The organism is Terriglobia bacterium, assembly GCA_020072645.1.
Classification (GTDB): domain Bacteria; phylum Acidobacteriota; class Terriglobia; order Terriglobales; family Acidobacteriaceae; genus Angelobacter.
This window is the reverse complement of sequence record JAIQGK010000003.1, coordinates 334,118-351,174: the sequence shown is the minus strand read 5'-3', so window position 1 is coordinate 351,174 and position 17,057 is coordinate 334,118. Positions and strand designations below refer to the sequence as shown.

The following is a 17,057-nucleotide window of genomic DNA, read 5'->3' as shown; positions in this document are numbered from 1 at the left end:
CTGCTGAGGTGCTATGACGAGTTTGCATTTTGAATTGATCGGCACAATATCAGACTCGGTCAGGACTGTTGAGACCGAAGATGGAGCCGTGCTTCTTGATATCCGGCAACGACTGTGCCTAAGTTTGAACCCTGAGGCTGCGCGGATATGGGACCTTCTGAAGGTCAATTATTCGCTGGAGCAAATCACGGCTTGTCTAACGACTGAACTCAGTTTACCGGTACAGCAGGTGCATGAAGAAATCGTGGAGTTTGTCAACGAGGTCACGAGGTTAGGGCTATTGGACAACGGTGAGCGGGACAGCAGAACGAGCTGTCGCCAATGGATCATCAGATTAATTCATCGCCGTGCTAGAGCGGTAGGGCGCCAGTCTAACAGGCACGGCATTGGGCCGCTGTGGTTGTTTGGCAAGGCAGTCACGATGCTGCAAGTATTTGACCTGCTGCGCCTCCGCAGGAACATTGTGGAACTGTATGAGTTCGTACAGAACTGGCCGGTATCGCATGGGCCTGCGGTTCCCGACGCGATTGATCGCGTGTGCAAGGCCGTCAGTTACGCGTGCGTGTTTTATCCGAAGTGGGTTCGCTGCTTGCAGCGTTCGGCGACTACAACATGCCTTTTGCGAAGCCTGGGCGTGAATGCGGCGATGGTTATTGGTGCGCAGAAAGTGCCGTTCGACCAGCACGCCTGGACTGAAGTGGATGGACGAGTCATTGACGAGCAGGCAGATATTCCGAGCACCTTTCTAGTTCTAGACCGCCTATGAGGAGGGGACCAACGATGAGCGTTCAAGCCGGGGAATGGAATTTTGATGGAGAACCAGTTGGGCGGGAGCGGCTCAGTCGCATCAGTCAGACCATTATGGAGTATGGGCCGGACGGCGAGAGTATGCATGTCCTCGGAAATATGGGAATACTCTATCGAGCGTTCCACACAACGCCACATTCGCGCCTCGAAACACAACCACACGTCTGTGACGATGGAGTCATCATCACCTGGGATGGCCGACTCGACAACCGAGCTGAACTCATTGCACAGCTCCGCGGTTCGGTAGACGCGGACTCGACCGATGTTGCTATCGTGGCAGCAGGGTTTCGCAAAGCCGGGGTACGTTCCTTTTCGCAGCTGATAGGAGATTGGGCGCTCTCAATTTGGAACCCGCGAGAACTGGAATTGATCCTTGCGAGGGATTATATCGGAGTCAGACACCTTTTCTATCACCTAACGCACAAGAGGATTACCTGGTGCAGCCTGATGTCCCCCTTGGTATTGTCTGGAGAGTGCTTCACGCTCTGCAACGAGTACATTGCTGGTTATCTCTCTTTTTACCCTGACGCCGACCTCACGCCGTACAGCGAGATTCGCTCCGTTCCTCCAGGAAAGTTCATCCGCGTTCACGACGGCAACACAACGGTGCGCAATCATTGGAAGTTCAGTCCCGGCCTTAAAACCCGGTGTAAGACAGATGCTGAGTACGAAGAACAGTACCGTTGTCTCTTTGGTCAGGCTGTTCGCCGCCGTCTCTGCTCAGACTCTGTGATTCTTGCCGAGCTGAGCGGAGGCCTCGATTCGTCCGCTATCGTGTGTATGGCCGATGAGCTTTCGAAGCAGCAACCCGTTAATGCGCCTCGCATTGACACCTTTTCTTATTTCGATTGCGATGAGCCATACGAGGACGATCATCGCTATTTCATAAAGGTTGAGGAGCAGCGAGGCCGAGCCGGCCACCATGCCGCCATTCGAGGAACCGGGGACACGTTTCCCATCTCCTGTTCACGCTTTGTGCCCACCCCAGGGTTCGGCGAACGGCTGGAAATACAGTCAGCACGAAAAGACATAATCGATCGGCATAAATACCGCGTCGTCCTTTCAGGACAGGGTGGAGACGAGGTTAACGGGCAAGCTCTCGATGTGAGAGTGCAGATCGCCGATCGTCTTGCGCGGTTGCATTTTTCTGAGGGTGGCTCTCAACTATTGAAATGGTGCTTAGATAGAAGATATCCGCTCATACACCTTTTGGGAGAGAGCCTCAGTCTGTTGCTGCCTCGCCAAATGCGCGTCGGAACGAACGTGGCGGATGTGTGGCCCTGGACCAACCGTGACTTTGCCCGACAATACAGCTTAGCAAGTCGCGCGCTTACGGCTGCCGAGGGAAAATGGTTTTGGACACCAAGCGTCAGAGACGCCTATCAGACAATCATCAATTTTGGGCGCGAGCTAACATTTCATCGGCCAACGGTTCCCGAGAAGCGATATCCATACCTGGACCAGACCCTGGTCGAGTTTCTCCTGTCCATTCCAACGGACCAGGTGCTCCGGCCAGGCAACCGGCGTTCACTCATGCGGCGTGCGCTCTCACACCTTCTGCCCCCGGAAATACTACATCGAAAGTCCAAAGCAGGCACAGGGCGTTGCATTGCGGTTACCGTAGCGAAGCACTGGACCGAAGTTCACAATCTTCTGGTCTCACCAATTTCTTCACGCCTTCACATCATTGATGGAGCAGCCCTTCGCGCGCAGATGGAAAGCATCAAGCACGGTCAACTCCCGAGCCGTGTCGCCGGTCTTCTCAAGGTTCTGTCGCTAGAGGTATGGCTCAGAAACGCAGAGGCGCATGGCGTTCTTTCTCTATCGACTTCCGCTTCAGCACGTGCGGAGCCGTATTTGTCGGAATCCATCGCCAGCTGATCTCGAAAGAATCAGTTGGCGCAAAACAGTTCGATCAATCGAAGAAAGGAGGTAGACAGATGGCAGACCACCAGAAACCAGAGATCAAGGTTCTCGGCGATGCTGGCGAGTTGATTTTAGGCAACAAGCCGCAAGAAGTCATTGAAACCGATATCCAACATCTCCGTGCGAGATCTGACTGAAACAGGAGACTGAACACAAGCTTTACCATCCCTCGGCCACTATTGTGGCCGAGAGATGCCCTCCCCCAGGTGCCAACGTCCGCTTCATCGCCTGGGAATCCTATTTGTCGGAATCTGTTGCCAGCTGATCTGGAAAGAATCGGTTGGCGCAAGCAGTTCGATCAATCAAAGAAAGAGAGGTAGAAAGAGAGCACCAGAACCCGGAAATCAAGGTCCTGGGCGATCCTGGCGAGCTGATTTTGGGCAGCAAGCCGCAGGAAGTCCTCGCTCTCCTATTCTGAAGAACCCTCGCTACCTAGCAAGCGAAAGACATGCCGTGCCGCTCAACCAACCATCTGCGATCCTCACCGATTTCATTGAACAGGCCTGAGATACTTATCGAAAAACACGTTTTCCCGTTCCCAGAAGTCCCTCAGGGCTGGCCCTTCGAAGCCGTGCCCTTGACCTGGGTAACGCAAAAGTGTCACGTCCTTCTGGAGGAACCGCAGGCCGTTGTAGGTCTCGATGCAGCCGAGCAGGAACATCGTGTCAGCATCGCCGTCTGCGAGAAGCATCGGTGTGTTTACTTTGTCGAGGCGGTAGATCGCTGATAGCTTGACGTAAGCCTGAGTGTCTTCCCAGGGTGTGGCGCCCGCGATATCAGGTATGAACTTGGCATTACTCTGAAGAAAGAAAGGCCTTGACCAATCGGACGAGAGTGCTCCCGCGACTGAAACTGCGCATTTAAATCGGTCTGTCATTGTCACCAACTGGTTGACAACAGCGCCTCCGTTGCTGAATCCATACAAGCACATTCGATCCGGATCAACGATGCCCTTGGCAATTAGCTCGTCTACCCCAGACATCGCGTCGTCAAACAGTAACTTTAATCCCTTCACTCCTTTTGCCGCTTCTTGATTTGCCATCGACTCAAAGGGATTTACCCAGTCATGCGGTGCTTCTACGTCGGGCCAAAACACCGCGTACCCTCTTGTGGCCAGGGCAATATTTCCTTCCATTGCCGCCGCTTTAAAGCCGTTTCCTCTTACATAGCCGTCGACAATCAGGGGATATCGTTTTCCTTCCTCGTAGCCGACTGGCTTCAGCAGGATACCCTCCCTTTTCTCACCACGCTGAGTCGTCCAATGAATTGCATCTTGGGTTGGAAGATCCCAGTTCTTGATTTCAGGGTTCAGATCGAGCAGGACGTAAGACGCGTTTTCGTTATATGGCACAACCCTTATAACACCCGGATTTGTTGGGTCACTCTGAGTCCACGCGACCACGCCTGACCGCGATGCAGCGAATGTGAAACTCCTTCCCGCAGCCGTGGAGCCGCTAATGACTGCGTGTTCACCCGACATGACGTCGAGGCGCGCGACCGGCGAGTCGAGCCCATCTGTGTAGTTCACCACCATTGTCTTGCTGTCAGGCAACCAGTGCGCATCAAACACTCTCCGGTCGAGTTTCGAACTCGTGTCAATGGGATTCCCTCCGGCACTAGGTAAGATCAGCAAAGACACCTTGCTCACGTGTTCAGTGTTGGTGCCAAAATAGGCAATCCAGCGACCGTCGGGCGACCAGGCGGGTGTGTGCTTGGACACTTCGTCTGCGGTTAGATTTGTATCTCGACCGTCCGACGCACGGATCAAGTGAATGTTTGTGTGCACCCAATAGGAATCCCAGGAATGACCTTCGTTGGATACACATACGATTTGTTCTCCGCCAGGCGACCAGTCTGGTGAAAAGTATCCCAAATTTCCTTTAGTCAGCTGCACCGTCTGCTTGCTGCGTAAATCAACGACAAAGAGTTGCGTGGTAGTGGCAGCGGCATAAATAGTCGTGGATTCGCGATGCTCCTGCTTTCCGTTGTGCCATTGCCGCTGTCGCGTCACTCCTTGAGCGAACACCCCAGCCAGTGTCCAATCCGTCGGTGTGCCAGGAGTCAAGATAAGAGGTGTGCCAGTGAGATCTGTCGCCGATTTGTGCGCGGTCTTCTTATACCGTGGTGGAGACGAGGGGATCGAAACCTGCGAGCAGAATACGATTTTGGTGCTGTCCGGTGACCATGAATAACGTACCGCCTCAAAAATCGAGTACCCCAACCCTACTGTGCCAATTTCTGGGATAATACCCCCCTTCATATGCGTCAACTGCACGCGTCGATTAGAGGTTAGGTCGAATTCCCAGAGTTGTAGGGTTCCCGAGTCGCGCGAATAGTATGCCAAGCGCCGACCGTCCGGCGCCCACACTGGGAAACGGCCATCAGCTATTTTTCGCGGACGGCTGCCTTGACGCGTATCCATGAGCCAAAGCCCGAGGTTATTGTCCTTCCCGGTGTCCTCGACTGTGTAAGCCAGCTTTCCGCCATCGGGCGAGAGCGCCAAAGACTCTGTGTCGTTGAAGTGGTCCAAGTCCTCAAATGTTACTCGATGTCTTTTTTGGGCCTGGGCTTGCGAACTGATGCCCAACGGGGTCAGAAAGGTAAGGGCGAAAAATACTTTGAATACTTTGCCGGTCATCTCGCTCGGCTCCTATGCTGTTTATTTGTTGCTCGAAGCCGCGCTACGAAGACTGAATCGCAGCCGCCGGCTTGTACGTGACTCCTTCATCCTTGGTACAAGGTCTTCCAGTGCCTTTCTGGCTTGTGGTCAGAGCATGGAGAACCAAGGCATAGAGCGAAAGAAGCGATGGTGGAAATTCTCCGACCCGCCACCTCGTGAAGCAGGTGAAGTGTTCACTTCTCTGCCGAAACGCTCGTCAGTTGAACGCTCAGAACATGAATTTCATTGCGAGCTGGATTGAGCGGGGTCCTCCAAATTGGTACAAAGGACTGAACCCGCCACTCCCTAGATTGGAGCTTCCGCCGGCGCCGTTCAGGTATTGCCCAAGCATTTGGCTTGACACCCCAAATCCGCCAACACCGAATTGTTCACCGGGTTGTCCGAAATTGGGATGGTTGAGTACGTTAAACATCTCTGCTCGGAACTCAAGCTTCAAGGGCTCGTGAAGCCGAAAGTCGCGATGTACGGCAAAATCCCACTGTGTGGCACCGAATCCTCGAAGGAAGTTTCTGGGCACGTTGCCTTGGCGCAGAGCATTGCCAGTATTAGGGTCAACCGGAGGATCCGTGAATGCCTCGGGATTGAAAGCCCTTCCTCCAGGGAACTGCGTTCCGGGCAAATAAAGCGGCTGGCCTGAAACTAGATCTGGCCGAATGGATGCAAATGCACCGTTGTTAAATCCGAAAAGATTGTTCCCATCCTCAACATCCACCGGTGGCGCGGAACGAGCCTGAATGATGTTGTCAATCGACCAATCGCGGAGGATGGCTCTTGCGAAGGCGTTCGCTTGAGAAGCTTGGACGACATAGGTGAGGCCTGCAGAAAATGTGTGCCGAATATCGAAATCCGAAGGCCCGCGACTGAGCTCAACGGCTGATGCGATGGGCCCGTTGGACCCACTATAGACAGAGCCAGCTGAACCGGTATCGATTGAGTGGGACCATGTGTAAGACGCAAGTGCTTGCAACCCGTGGGAAAGTCTCCTTTGCAACTGAACTTGTAGCGCGTCGTACCTAGACCAGCCTAGGTTAGCTACAATTTGCGCCTGAACAAAAGCTGGTCCAGGGTCTCCCTGAACTGTTTGCAGTAAGCGCCTGCCGGAGGCGCCGATATAAGACGCGGATAGGGTTTGCTCCTTGCCAAGCGACTGCTCCAAGGCGACGTTCCATTCAAGCGTATACGGAAGCACCAGATGAGGATCGAAGCCAGCAAGAATTGTCGGGGCATCAGTGCTGGGCGGTGCGATCGGAGCGGGGGTAGCGGCTGCCGGCGTCAGAGGGAAAGTGCCACCGATATTTAGCACGAAGCTCCCGAAAGGATATGTACCTGGACCGATGCTGTTGCCTACCTCCGAACTCGCAAGATCGTAGAAGAGGCCAACTCCACCACGAAGCACCGTTTGCCATGCTTGCTTCTGGGACAGCTGATAAGCGACCCCAAGACGCGGTGCAACATTGCCGTAGGTCGTCCTGTAAGCTGGAGTTCCAAGAGGGGCCACTGCTATGTTAGAAAGACCACTGAGATTGAACCCGGTCACCGCCGGCAATGCAGGCCCATGCAGGGAGCGTGGGGTGAAGTCAACGTCCCATCGTGCCCCATAGGTAACAGTGAGACGAGGAACAATTCTCCAGGTGTCTTGGGCATACATGCCGAGATTCCGGAACAAGAAAGTTGAATCGACATTAGAGTACAGAGCGTTAAGAAGCAGCTGCCCTTGTTCGGCGTCCGGCACAGACAAGAAATAGACAAGCTGCTGATAGGAAAAACGTGCGTCAAGGGGTGAGAGCCGCCGATAGTCGACCCCGAATTTGAAACTGTGCGAGCCTCTTTGCACCGCAAGGCTATTAATGAAGTTGATTTGCTGCTGAACGTTGTGTCCCTGTTGTCCGGCTTCGAGTATGCCGCCCTGCAATGGGAGTATATCCATGAACAGGTGGCCATTCTGAGAGTTGAACGGAGCGGGGAATGGCAGAACTGCCAATGGAGTTGCGCCCCCGAAGCCATCTAGAAGCCTGTTGTTCGCGGCATTTGTTTGGCTGTAGTTAGCGCGGAAATCGTCTACGACCAAGGATGACGGGGTCCAAGTCGTGCCGAGTGTGGCCGTCTGTACCCTGATATTTGTGGGGGAGACAACGCTAAGCGGCGCACCTGCGTCGCCGCGTTGCACGATTTCGGATGGGGAATAGTTGTATCGACCAAATAGCAGAATTTTCTTGTTCAAAGCATGGTCGAGCCGAAGACTATAGGCATCGAGCGACGCAGGGTTGGAATAGCTCGCGTTGAACTGCGCGACACCGGGAATTGGACTGCCCTGCGCATCTACGGCTGGGGGACCGTTGGGGAGGGGGAACGCATTCAAATAGGGCTGGAGAGCCGGCAATGCGTTCTGGCGTGACAAAAGATCGGGGACAGTTGTCAAGGTTGTTTGTGGCAGTTGCAATCGGAGCCCTTCGTACGAGAAGAAGAAGAAGGTGTGATTTTTCCAGATCGGACCGTTAAACGTCCCACCGAAGTCGTTCTGGCGTTCTTTCGCCTTTGGGAGTGGAGGATTGTTCGTGTACCCATTGAACCAGTTGCTGGCATCGAGAGCATCATTTCTCAGGTAGTCAAACACGGTCCCATGAAACTGGTTAGTGCCGCTGCGAGTAACTATCGAGATCTGCGCGCCAGGCACGCGGCCGAATTCCGGCGCATACGTCGACGTCTGGATGCGGAATTCCTGCATCGCATCAACAGAAACTAGGCTGTTAGTGCCACCAAGCGCGCTGAATGATCCAGCGGCCCCCGCCAGACCATTCCCAGCAACGACGTGTGAACTGATGCCGATGCCTATGTTTGCTCCGACACCGTCCAACATCCAATAGTTGGAGGCGGCGCGTTGCCCGTTAACGCTGAATTGGCCTTGATCGCCAGCATTGCTGGCAGTTACAACCACACCGGGAGTCAACTGGATCAGCGTCTGAAAGCTACGACCGTTCATCGGCAGGTTTTCCGCAAAATTGCGGTCCACCACCGTGCTGACCGATGCATCGGTCGTGTTGATCTTTCCGGCTTCCGCGCTCACGGTAATCGATTCGGAGGTTGATCCCACCTGCAAGACAAAATTCCGAATGACATTGTCCTGGACGTTGAGTTCCAACCCGGTCGCTGAAACCGTTCGGAATCCCGGCTTCCTCACGGAGATCACGTACTCGCCCGGATGCAGCGAGGGTACCGAGTACAAACCATCGCTGTTGGTTGTGGCAACGAGTGCCGCATTTGTGCCGACGTTTCTGATTTCGACTTCGACTCCGCTCATTACAGCGCCCGATTGGTCCGTGATACGTCCAAAGACGGTCGCAAGTTCCGTCTGCGCGAAGCCGAGGGGCACTGTTATGGACACCATCGTGAAGGCTGCCAACAGTCCAAATCGAAGTGCTGCACTTCGCACGAAGATGCGTGACAGGGACATGTTGGGTCCCTCCTTTGTTCGAGTGTGCCAAGAAGCTTTCCGAAATGTTTCAGCAGGATGGAAAAAATTGTGGATTTGAATCAGTGCCGACGACACTTATGGATGATTTGCCTGGCCACGCAGGTACGCATACATGAGCTTGTCGCCCTTGGGCTGTGCCAGGTCCCCGTTTGGGGGTTCCAGCGTTACAAAAACTGAGTCGATCTCTTGCAGCACCTTGGGATCGTCATATTGCAGTACCCAGCGTTTCTGAGACTTGTCATCGGAATAGAAAATTCCCAGGCTCTTTGCGTGCTGGCTTGGTCCTTCTCGCTTTCCCCAAACCCGATAGTGATACCCTGCGTTCTGAACGCGGGGGTCGTTGAGGTCATAAGCGTAGAAGATCAGCGACTTGCCCTCAGTAAGGAAGATTCTTCCGAAAGCCGGGCGGGTCTTGCCTTTAGGGTCTGTATCGAACACGTCAACAATATGCAGATTGCGTGAAGCCATCAATTCACGAACGTCTCTGCCGGCGACCAAGAGCTCTTTCTCCCGCTCCAGTGCGCTCGATTTCTCAGCCAACTGTTCCGATAGATCGCGTATGCGAATCTGGGATTCGATCAGAGTAGCCTGGTCCTCAACTCGTCCGCCTTGCGCTCTCTCTAATTCGGCGCGCACGCTAGCCGCTGCCGCCTGACTTTCTTCTACGCGCTTTCGCAGTTTGTCGATCATTTCATCGCGTTCTTTGAGATCGGCCGACAAAGCAAACCGCTGGTTCTCGGTCTCCGCATTATCGTCTTGGAGTCGAGCGAAGGCTGAAGATGCCCGCGCATAAGACGACTTCAATGACTCGAGTTCAGCCGACAGGCTGAGATTTTCAGCTTCTAGACCTGTCAGTCTCAACCGCAGTTGCTGACCGTCAGCGTCTATCTGAGCTGTGCTTCGGCTGTTAGAGGAGTGCTGCGTCAGAGACGCAGTTTGAACGCGGCGGCCGCCAAGATAATATCCAGTCAAGCCGACAGCTCCGACCAAGAACATTGCGGCTGCGGCACGAACCGCCAGTACCGGCCAAGTCTTTGGCGTGAAGAGCCGTATCCGCGGTTCCGGCTGAATTGATCCTGTACCGGCGTGAGTGATAACTATTCCCTGGGATTCCGCTCTCCTGAAAAATCTCTCACGTAGAAGCGCTGAGTCTATGCATGCAGTGGCTTCAGGCGCGCTGAGCTCCGGGTCGCCCGTCGTCACCGCGTAGTGACTCGCCTGGATCTCCATAAAATCCGAATACCGCTGCCGGCACTCTGGGCAGGAGACCATGTGCTGCTGCAATTCCGCCAACTCCGTGCCGGACGCCTGACCGATACTGGCGACTGCGCATATCTCTTGGTAATGCTCATGCTTTAACATGATTCACCTCACCAACAGACGCTGCATTTCTGCGCCGGGTGACCTCAGGCTCTTCGGTGAGGCAACTCCGCAATCGTTCGAGGCCTCGGTAATAATGATTACGGACATTGCTGAGCGATTCCCTCGTTTTCTCCGATACATCTCTCAGCGTCAGCCCCTCGAAAAACACCATCTCGATGGTCCTTTTCTGGGCCTCGTTAAGGGTGCCGAGCGCTTCTTTGACCACTCGTGCGATCTCCTGGCTGAACAGCTGTGGCGGACCCTGCGTGCCTTCCTCCCAATCCAGCACCTCATCAAGTTCGGGCCGGTTATAAAACTGTCGCAGCACGAGGTAGTTTCGCCGGTTCATGCTGCGATGATAGGCATACTGCAAGAGCCACACTTTAAGACTGCCTTTGGCGGAATCGAATTTCTCGGCAATCCGATAAATTTCGAAAAATACATTCTGGGTCACTTCTTCGGCCTCGGACACGTCCCGTACGATCTTGAGGGCAGTAACCAGAACGAGGCGATGAAAGCGATCGAACAGCACGGCAAAGGCGTCCCCATTGCCCTGCTGAACGGCGTGCATGACTTCCTCGTCGCTGAGCTGTTGAAGTTGTGTATCCTTGGACTGCGGGCTGCGCCGCGTTAGAGGGCCTGGGCACATTCTCTGAATGAATCTGCACATGGAATACCACACCCGATTTGGGAATTCCACAAAAGAAGATTATTTCTTTCTCGTGAGACACAGTTAACAGGCCGCGGGCATTCTAGTAAGAATGGTGTGGCCCTCCCCTAAGCGCTCCGCTCGATGGAACTCTCCGCTTCGTCGTCATCTTTTTCAATGTTTGCGACAAGCGTATCCTTGCTTTTTCGCAGCGGCAGTAGATGCGCGTGTTTTGGCGGAAAGACAAAATTCTGCACGAACCAGAGCCCATCTGAATTCAAGCGCCTTCCAACCACGGCCCGGCCGTGCTGTTTTACGAACTCGGAGAAATCGTCAGGATCGATAATTCGTTTTTTAACGCCAGCTGTTTCTACAATGCGGCACTTAAGCCAACCGTGATCGATCCACTTTTGCACCTCATCAACTCGGACGTGCAAAGCCTCCGCGAGGCTGTAGGGTGTAAACCAGTCGCGCCCTCTTTGCGAGCTCTCACCCAGGCGATGCAACATTGACCGAATGGAACGTGACGAGCGTTGCATGATCTTCGCGGCCTCATCCACTGGGCAAGTTTCCATGAGGTCCAGCAAACGTTGTTGCTCCGGCTTCGTCCACGGTCGCCAGGCACGCTTTTCCCTTACGCCGTGCTGGTGTATGAATCGCAGACAGGCGTCGCGTGGATATCCGGTCAATGCGACGAGGCTCGTCGCAAGCCCGGCCACGGCTCTCTTGCGGCCGTAACCCTTGTTTGATTTCAGATAGGATGCAATCAACGCTCTTGCCTCCTCTGGCCAACGAAATATGCGGCGCTTACTGCGAGACCCGGGCTCGTCCATACGAATAGTGGCTGGAGGCGAGATTGTTGTGGCCCAAAATGAATCTTCAACCAGGCTATTGCTTCCAGATTTCCTCCCTATCTATAAATGGCAGGCAAACAGGAATTTGTGACAGTAAATTCTGCTTCTCGATGGAAACAAACGTTTGACAAATTGATTACATCTTTCGCGCAACCAACTTAGAAACAAGACGGTCAAACTCTAATGTAAGCGTAGGCTGCCCTCCCCCGGCGGTCAGCGGTTGGTCACTGGGAGCAATCTGTTTCAGCGCTCAGTCTCCGACCGCTACGTGCTCAAAATAGAAATTTCTTTAACGCTGTGATCGCATTTATTGCGGACACATTGGGGTGTGTCTATGGATGCTTTTTCTGGGAATAACCTACTCTGGTGGGACCGCGAGACGGATAGCTCAGGGAGAGCGATTCGCGAAGATGTCCGCACTGCGGCCCGTCAAGTCTGGGATGACGCCTGCAAGAAAACACGAGCATTGCTTGGCGAGCCCTGCGAAGCCGCGGGCCTGATGGAAAGAACCGTGACGCAGGTTTCACGTTACCTCGACCGCCGCGGAATTCCCATGTTTGCACAAGACACTGGTGGACTGGTCTTGTGCGCTTTCTGTCGGGCGCTGCGGCGGTATGGAGCAAGGCATCAGCGCGTAGAACTGGTCGAAAACGCCGAGGAACTTTCAGCACCGGATGCCGGGAAGCACTGCACGAGTAAAGCAGACTGCGGATTGGATGCGAAGAAGGCCGCCAGCCACCTCAGCCCGCGAGGCCGGAAAATGTACGAAGGGCGGAGGTCCGGCTTCGAATGGAAGGAAATTGCTCAGATGCTCGGCACGACCGCTGGGGCTGCGCGCGCCGAATACTCGCGGGAGTTGAAGCGCGCCCGGCTGAAGCTGCGCAACCAACAGAAGAGCCGCGTCTTGAGAACAGGGCCATGCGATGGGGGAAAAGGTAAAGATGAATAAAGCGGCCTCGGCAATTCATCGCAGGCGGGACCTTATATTAAGGAAAGTGCCGCCGCGATCTTGGTCACTGATGTAAGGAACGAAAGGCGTGTTAATTCTCAGCCCGATCCTCGCTAGAAAATGAATCGATCAACTCGCCCGCCTGATTGGCTGGGGATAATGAAAATATACCGGGCACCTGTGGAGCCTCTCCATCACAGTTAGGACTCGTCGCCGGGGACTCGCAGAAATGAGCAGCCCACATGCGACACAATATGACTCAATCAGCTTGACGCAATACGGGCTGGCCTTCCGAGTTGAGGTTGGATGGCTGGACGGCATCTTTGCCTTCGATTTGTTAGAGGAGAGACTCAGGAATTATACCGTCACTTGTGTAGAGACTTGCATCAAAAAAGTAGGTAAGGAATTTCTTAATGCGGGCCAAGCAGTCTCAGTTGATTCTGGTAAAAACTGCAGCGAGTGGTATGACGAAACAGCCCACCTTCCGAACAGGCGAGCCGATTGCGGAAAGTGGGATTTACCGCGTTATCCATAAGGCCCATCGTCTACCCCATGAAGTTACCCTGCTCAGGGATCAAGTCTTCCCGCGTTGTGCCAAATGTCGAGATGAGGTGAAATTCGAAGTTGTCCGGCCCCTCAGCGAAGGCCTGAATCATCAGGATTTCCGCATTTATCTGTATGAATTGGACGACGAAGGAGCGGCCTCCGTAGCGGTATAGCCGGAGCCCTAAGCCTTCTTCGGTTTGTCCTTGACCGAAGGGGATTCCAAATAGTTGTTCACCGCGGCGTGAGCGTCTTCAAACGTATATTCCTGGCCCCAGTGGATAATGGCGGCAGAACCGAGACGCTGCACGATCCAATGATAGATCGTGCCTTCTGGACGAGCGTCCAGCAGGATGTCTGCGATGTAATCCCCTACAGACAGCCTCGAATTGGGAGGCTCCGGAGCCCGTTTTGTGGCAACCAAAATAAGTATCCTTTTAGCTTGTAACCCGAGTTGGTTCCCAATGGGGGAGGAGAGCTTTCCAGCCATTAAGATACGCTAAGAATCAGATTGGTTGTGGGGAGAGTACCGGAAAAGTAACATGTCCTACGGCCCGGAAGTGATTGTTACTAAAGTCATTGCAATGCGTTCGGTATGCTCATACGCCAAGCGCATCTCAGGCTAAAGTTCCCGTGAATGAGGTAGAACGAGCGCGATGACTAAAATCCCCGAAAACCTGACCCATGAGATCGAGCAACTGACGTCTGAATTAAGGCGCGTGGAGCATCGACTTAAAACAGAAGCCGCGCCCGACACCGTTGCTCTGAACGAGTTCCGTCACGCCGTCGACAACGTGCGCCTGACCGCCTGGAGCGTCAGCGAACTCATTAACGCGGAGCACACGAAGAAAAACCCGGAAACTGTGTTGGCCTTCCTGGCTGCGGAGCGCTTGCGCCGGTTCGATCAGATGGTGCGAAACTTGTGCGGGGATATTGAACGGCGAATAGTCACGTTCCAAACCAATGGTATGCACTCGCTCATTGACTCCGTAAACATGCTTCAGCAACGCTTGACGCAGCGATTCAACGATCGGGAACCACAAAAATACAAGATCAAGGATGCAGCCAGCTGAGACGTTGCGCGGAACCACGCACTGTGGTCACCCTCGGACGCGTAAGCCTTCCGAAAATGGCACCGATGCTCCGCCAATTAAACATGCAGGTCGGCTTGAATCCAGAAACTTCTTGCCCTTAAAACCACAGCCTAGAACGGGCCAATTGACGCGGACAGATCCAAAAAGCTAATTCTCGTAGCGTTATTTGTTTGGGGTTATTTGTGTGTGGCTTCTTCCACATGTCAGCAGCATCATCCTAAACGCAGGAACGCCGAAAAGCCCGGTAACGAATCCGAATTCCGCCGGCCAGCATAAAGCTGCAAGACACCAACCTTATGGCAAAAGAACCGAATTGAAAACGATAGCCATCTAATGGTTAGAGGCACTTTATGAAGCGATTTTCTCTCGTGGCCATCAGCCTGATTCTGGTGGCGGGTTCCGCCTTGGCTGCGCCCAATCCAAGTGCGAAGCTACCAGCGTTTCCGGGCACTCTGGCGAATGCGCGCTACGTCTACGTAGCTTCCTATGACGGAGATCAGTTCAATCCTAACCTACTTCCCGAAGATCGCAACGCAATTGGCGCCGTGCAGGACGCCATTCAGAAGTGGGGCAAACTGACGATCGTGTACCGACCCTCCGAGGCCGACGTCATCATCCTCGTGACCAGCCGGCCTTCCGAAGATCTCATGGCCGTGTACGACGGGCACCAGGAACCGATCGGCAATTTTCTCTGGCGCGTCATGGGACGCGACGGACTTCAGTACGGTGAAACTCCGCTGGTTACCCAATTTGAAAAGGGATTCGAAAGCGTGCAGAAGCACAAGTAGGCCTGCACACGCGCCCTGCGGGAATCCCGCTATGCATGGGCTCCTAACCTGTTACTCGCACCATGTGCCGCTTGTCAAAAACAAGGGGTGGCTATCTAAGCCACCCCTCCTCGCAAACAGAATCCGAACGCTGAGGTCGCATCGTCCGGAGCTTCTTCTTATCTGTCTGCGAAGCGTATTACATTCCCACATGGCTGGCCGAGCCATGGATTAGCCATCTTCATTAAAAACTCGGGCTCAGTCCTGGTCAAATCGCGCCATTGTTGTGAGAATGTCCTCACAATGTTTGTCGATAACTTCGACAGAAATTCCGTCTCGAAATGTACGACCAGCTGCCCTATGTTGCTCTTTTTCTCTTGAGCATGCTTCATCAATCGGAAATGAGACTCCTTATTTTTGCCCTTGCTCGCGAGCCTCAGAGAAAACCAAGCGAAGCGAATTCCTTCCAATTCGGCGACATCCTGCCCGTGCTGAGATTTGAACATGCATCTAACTTCTCTGACTAAAGTTAAAAGTGAGCGCACAGTCTCAAACCGAAGTTCTGTTTGTCGACGACGAGGAAGGCATCCGCGTCACTCTTCCTCTAGTGCTTCGCTCCTTTGGCTTCTCTGTTACCGCTGCGGCAACCGTGCCTGAAGCGCTGAGCCTGATAGCGAACCGAACATTTGACGTTCTGATCGCAGACCTGAATATCGGCCAACCAGGGGATGGCTTTACTGTTGTCAGCGCTATGCGGCGGACACAACCGCACGTCGTCACTTTCATCCTCACCGGTTATCCAGCTTTCGAAACCGCCCTCGAAGCGATTCGGCAGCAAGTCGATGATTATCTGGTCAAACCAACGGAGACCGAAGCTCTGGTCGAAAAGATCAAGTCCAAGCTGGCCACAGGAATTAAGCACTCGGGCCATAACCTCCCAACTAAGCGAGTCTCCGAAATCGTGCTGCAGCACCGAGATTCGATCATCGAGGAATGGCTCCAGGCAGTTAGCAACGACCCTGAGCTCACGGCCATTTCGCTATCACGCAACGATCGGATAAGCCATTTACCCGCACTTCTCGAGAAAGCAGCGCAAAGCCTTCGCACCTCCGACAATTTAGCGGAAGCGAGCCGAGTGGCGGCCACGCACGGAAACCGCGCGTTTTCACCAGGGCTATACGATCCCGATGATGGTTAAAGAAGCGGCCATTCTGCAGGAAATATTAGGAGGATGCGTTCAGAACAATCTTTTGGCGCTTCAGGTCAGCTACCTCGTTCCTGACATGGTGAGATTATCAAAGACGATTATTGACGAACTCAGCGCATCACTTGAATCCTTCCTGTCGGAAGAAAATAAACTGGGTAAACTGCCCAAAGGAAAAAACAAGCAAAAGCGAAATGGCTGAACCCCCACGATACCTCGGGGCTTTGAAGACAGGAAAATCGATGAACTATGGCGCCTAGAGATCGCATTCGCATTTTGTGCATTGCATGTTCCGCAAGCGGTTTGTCCACATTGGAGCGGGCCTTGAAAGGCTCGTACTATTCGGTCTTGACTGCCGCCACGCCAGATCAAGGCGTCGCCATGTGCGTCGCGCAATTCGTCGCAGCAGCCATAGTCGATGCGGAATCCATTCGCGGCAAAGAATGGTCTGTGGTGAAGTCACTTAAATTGGTGCGCCCGTTGTTGCCGATTGTTCTCCTGGATGAACGAAGCGATGGCCGAGATCTGTCCTTGCCCGAGGGAGTGGATCAACTGGTGTCAATCACATCGCTGGAGAAACTTCCTGATGCGATCAATCAACTTGTTCGCGCAAATTGAACAGCTTCCGCGTCCTTGAAGACTGAAACTACCACCTTCTATAAAGAGGTGGGACTTTATCGGAATGGAGTTGGTGAAATAAGTTGTTGAGGCCACGCGGACTCCTCTTTATATAGGAATGGTGGTAGCGCG

16 protein-coding genes are annotated in these 17,057 nt (G+C 53.7%); 10 read left to right on the top strand and 6 right to left on the bottom strand.

Translation table 11 applies throughout. From position 1 onward, the window contains the following. Positions 1-13 precede the first annotated feature (13 nt). From LAO76_05115 to LAO76_05105, 3 genes are all read left to right on the top strand, one after another. The gene (locus LAO76_05115; protein ID MBZ5490296.1) at positions 14-766 is read left to right on the top strand and encodes a lasso peptide biosynthesis B2 protein; all 753 of its coding nucleotides are present in this window, start codon (positions 14-16) and stop codon (positions 764-766) included. 14 nt (positions 767-780) lie between these two features. After that, a complete protein-coding gene (locus tag LAO76_05110) occupies positions 781-2,688 on the top strand; it encodes a hypothetical protein (protein MBZ5490295.1) in 1,908 nt (635 codons plus the stop codon). Between the two features lie 325 nt (positions 2,689-3,013). Further along, the gene (locus LAO76_05105) at positions 3,014-3,151 is read left to right on the top strand and encodes a hypothetical protein (protein ID MBZ5490294.1); all 138 of its coding nucleotides are present in this window, start codon (positions 3,014-3,016) and stop codon (positions 3,149-3,151) included. Positions 3,152-3,223: 72 nt separating this feature from the next. Here LAO76_05105 and LAO76_05100 read toward each other — a convergent pair whose 3' ends face one another. The 5 genes from LAO76_05100 to LAO76_05080 all read right to left on the bottom strand — a co-directional run bounded on the left by LAO76_05100 (position 3,224) and on the right by LAO76_05080 (position 11,666). Then, on the bottom strand, positions 3,224-5,371 hold the full coding sequence (locus LAO76_05100) for a prolyl oligopeptidase family serine peptidase (GenBank protein ID MBZ5490293.1): 2,148 nt from the start codon (positions 5,369-5,371) through the stop codon (positions 3,224-3,226). A gap of 250 nt (positions 5,372-5,621) precedes the next feature. Next, positions 5,622-8,960 (bottom strand): TonB-dependent receptor, encoded by a 3,339-nt coding sequence (locus LAO76_05095; GenBank protein ID MBZ5490292.1) that lies wholly within the window; start codon positions 8,958-8,960, stop codon positions 5,622-5,624. Continuing rightward, positions 8,961-10,247: a hypothetical protein gene (locus LAO76_05090; GenBank protein ID MBZ5490291.1), complete on the bottom strand. Its 1,287-nt coding sequence runs from the start codon at positions 10,245-10,247 to the stop codon at positions 8,961-8,963. It lies immediately after the preceding gene. After that, a complete protein-coding gene (locus LAO76_05085) occupies positions 10,234-10,818 on the bottom strand; it encodes a sigma-70 family RNA polymerase sigma factor (GenBank protein ID MBZ5490290.1) in 585 nt (194 codons plus the stop codon). Before LAO76_05085 ends, LAO76_05090 begins: the two co-directional genes overlap by 14 nt. A gap of 206 nt (positions 10,819-11,024) precedes the next feature. Beyond that, positions 11,025-11,666, bottom strand: a complete 642-nt coding sequence (locus tag LAO76_05080) for a hypothetical protein (protein MBZ5490289.1) — start codon at positions 11,664-11,666, stop codon at positions 11,025-11,027. Positions 11,667-12,084: 418 nt separating this feature from the next. Here LAO76_05080 and LAO76_05075 point away from each other — a divergent pair, with 418 nt between their 5' ends. Together LAO76_05075 and LAO76_05070 are read left to right on the top strand one after the other, a co-directional pair. Then, the gene (locus LAO76_05075) at positions 12,085-12,699 is read left to right on the top strand and encodes a hypothetical protein (protein MBZ5490288.1); all 615 of its coding nucleotides are present in this window, start codon (positions 12,085-12,087) and stop codon (positions 12,697-12,699) included. A 413-nt stretch (positions 12,700-13,112) separates the two neighbouring features. Further along, the gene (locus tag LAO76_05070) at positions 13,113-13,418 is read left to right on the top strand and encodes a hypothetical protein (protein MBZ5490287.1); all 306 of its coding nucleotides are present in this window, start codon (positions 13,113-13,115) and stop codon (positions 13,416-13,418) included. 8 nt (positions 13,419-13,426) lie between these two features. Here the strand turns inward: LAO76_05070 and LAO76_05065 are convergent, their stop codons facing one another. Further along, positions 13,427-13,666, bottom strand: a complete 240-nt coding sequence (locus tag LAO76_05065; protein ID MBZ5490286.1) for a hypothetical protein — start codon at positions 13,664-13,666, stop codon at positions 13,427-13,429. Between the two features lie 232 nt (positions 13,667-13,898). Between LAO76_05065 and LAO76_05060 the strand changes: the two genes are divergently transcribed. From LAO76_05060 to LAO76_05040, 5 genes are all read left to right on the top strand, one after another. After that, positions 13,899-14,315: a hypothetical protein gene (locus LAO76_05060; protein MBZ5490285.1), complete on the top strand. Its 417-nt coding sequence runs from the start codon at positions 13,899-13,901 to the stop codon at positions 14,313-14,315. A gap of 371 nt (positions 14,316-14,686) precedes the next feature. Then, the gene (locus tag LAO76_05055; GenBank protein ID MBZ5490284.1) at positions 14,687-15,124 is read left to right on the top strand and encodes a hypothetical protein; all 438 of its coding nucleotides are present in this window, start codon (positions 14,687-14,689) and stop codon (positions 15,122-15,124) included. 514 nt (positions 15,125-15,638) lie between these two features. Further along, entirely contained in the window at positions 15,639-16,301 is a 663-nt protein-coding gene (locus LAO76_05050) for a response regulator (protein ID MBZ5490283.1), read from the top strand. Beyond that, complete coding sequence (locus LAO76_05045; protein ID MBZ5490282.1) at positions 16,291-16,509, top strand: hypothetical protein; 219 nt, start codon at positions 16,291-16,293, stop codon at positions 16,507-16,509. The genes LAO76_05050 and LAO76_05045 overlap by 11 nt, the downstream gene beginning before the upstream one ends. A 122-nt stretch (positions 16,510-16,631) precedes the next feature. Continuing rightward, positions 16,632-16,925, top strand: a complete 294-nt coding sequence (locus LAO76_05040; GenBank protein MBZ5490281.1) for a hypothetical protein — start codon at positions 16,632-16,634, stop codon at positions 16,923-16,925. The last annotated feature ends 132 nt before the right edge of the window (positions 16,926-17,057 follow it).

Bases quoted from the DNA above. Each gene is read 5' to 3' on its own strand.
- LAO76_05110 (MBZ5490295.1), top strand. From the start codon at position 781: ATGAGCGTTCAAGCCGGGGAATGGAATTTTGATGGAGAACCAGTTGGG.
- LAO76_05075 (MBZ5490288.1), top strand. From the start codon at position 12,085: ATGGATGCTTTTTCTGGGAATAACCTACTCTGGTGGGACCGCGAGACG.
- LAO76_05070 (MBZ5490287.1), top strand. From the start codon at position 13,113: ATGCGGGCCAAGCAGTCTCAGTTGATTCTGGTAAAAACTGCAGCGAGT.
- LAO76_05045 (MBZ5490282.1), top strand. From the start codon at position 16,291: ATGATGGTTAAAGAAGCGGCCATTCTGCAGGAAATATTAGGAGGATGC.
- LAO76_05055 (MBZ5490284.1), top strand. From the start codon at position 14,687: ATGAAGCGATTTTCTCTCGTGGCCATCAGCCTGATTCTGGTGGCGGGT.
- LAO76_05085 (MBZ5490290.1), bottom strand. From the start codon at position 10,818: ATGCACGCCGTTCAGCAGGGCAATGGGGACGCCTTTGCCGTGCTGTTC.
- LAO76_05090 (MBZ5490291.1), bottom strand. From the start codon at position 10,247: ATGTTAAAGCATGAGCATTACCAAGAGATATGCGCAGTCGCCAGTATC.
- LAO76_05060 (MBZ5490285.1), top strand. From the start codon at position 13,899: ATGACTAAAATCCCCGAAAACCTGACCCATGAGATCGAGCAACTGACG.
- LAO76_05115 (MBZ5490296.1), top strand. From the start codon at position 14: ATGACGAGTTTGCATTTTGAATTGATCGGCACAATATCAGACTCGGTC.
- LAO76_05100 (MBZ5490293.1), bottom strand. From the start codon at position 5,371: ATGACCGGCAAAGTATTCAAAGTATTTTTCGCCCTTACCTTTCTGACC.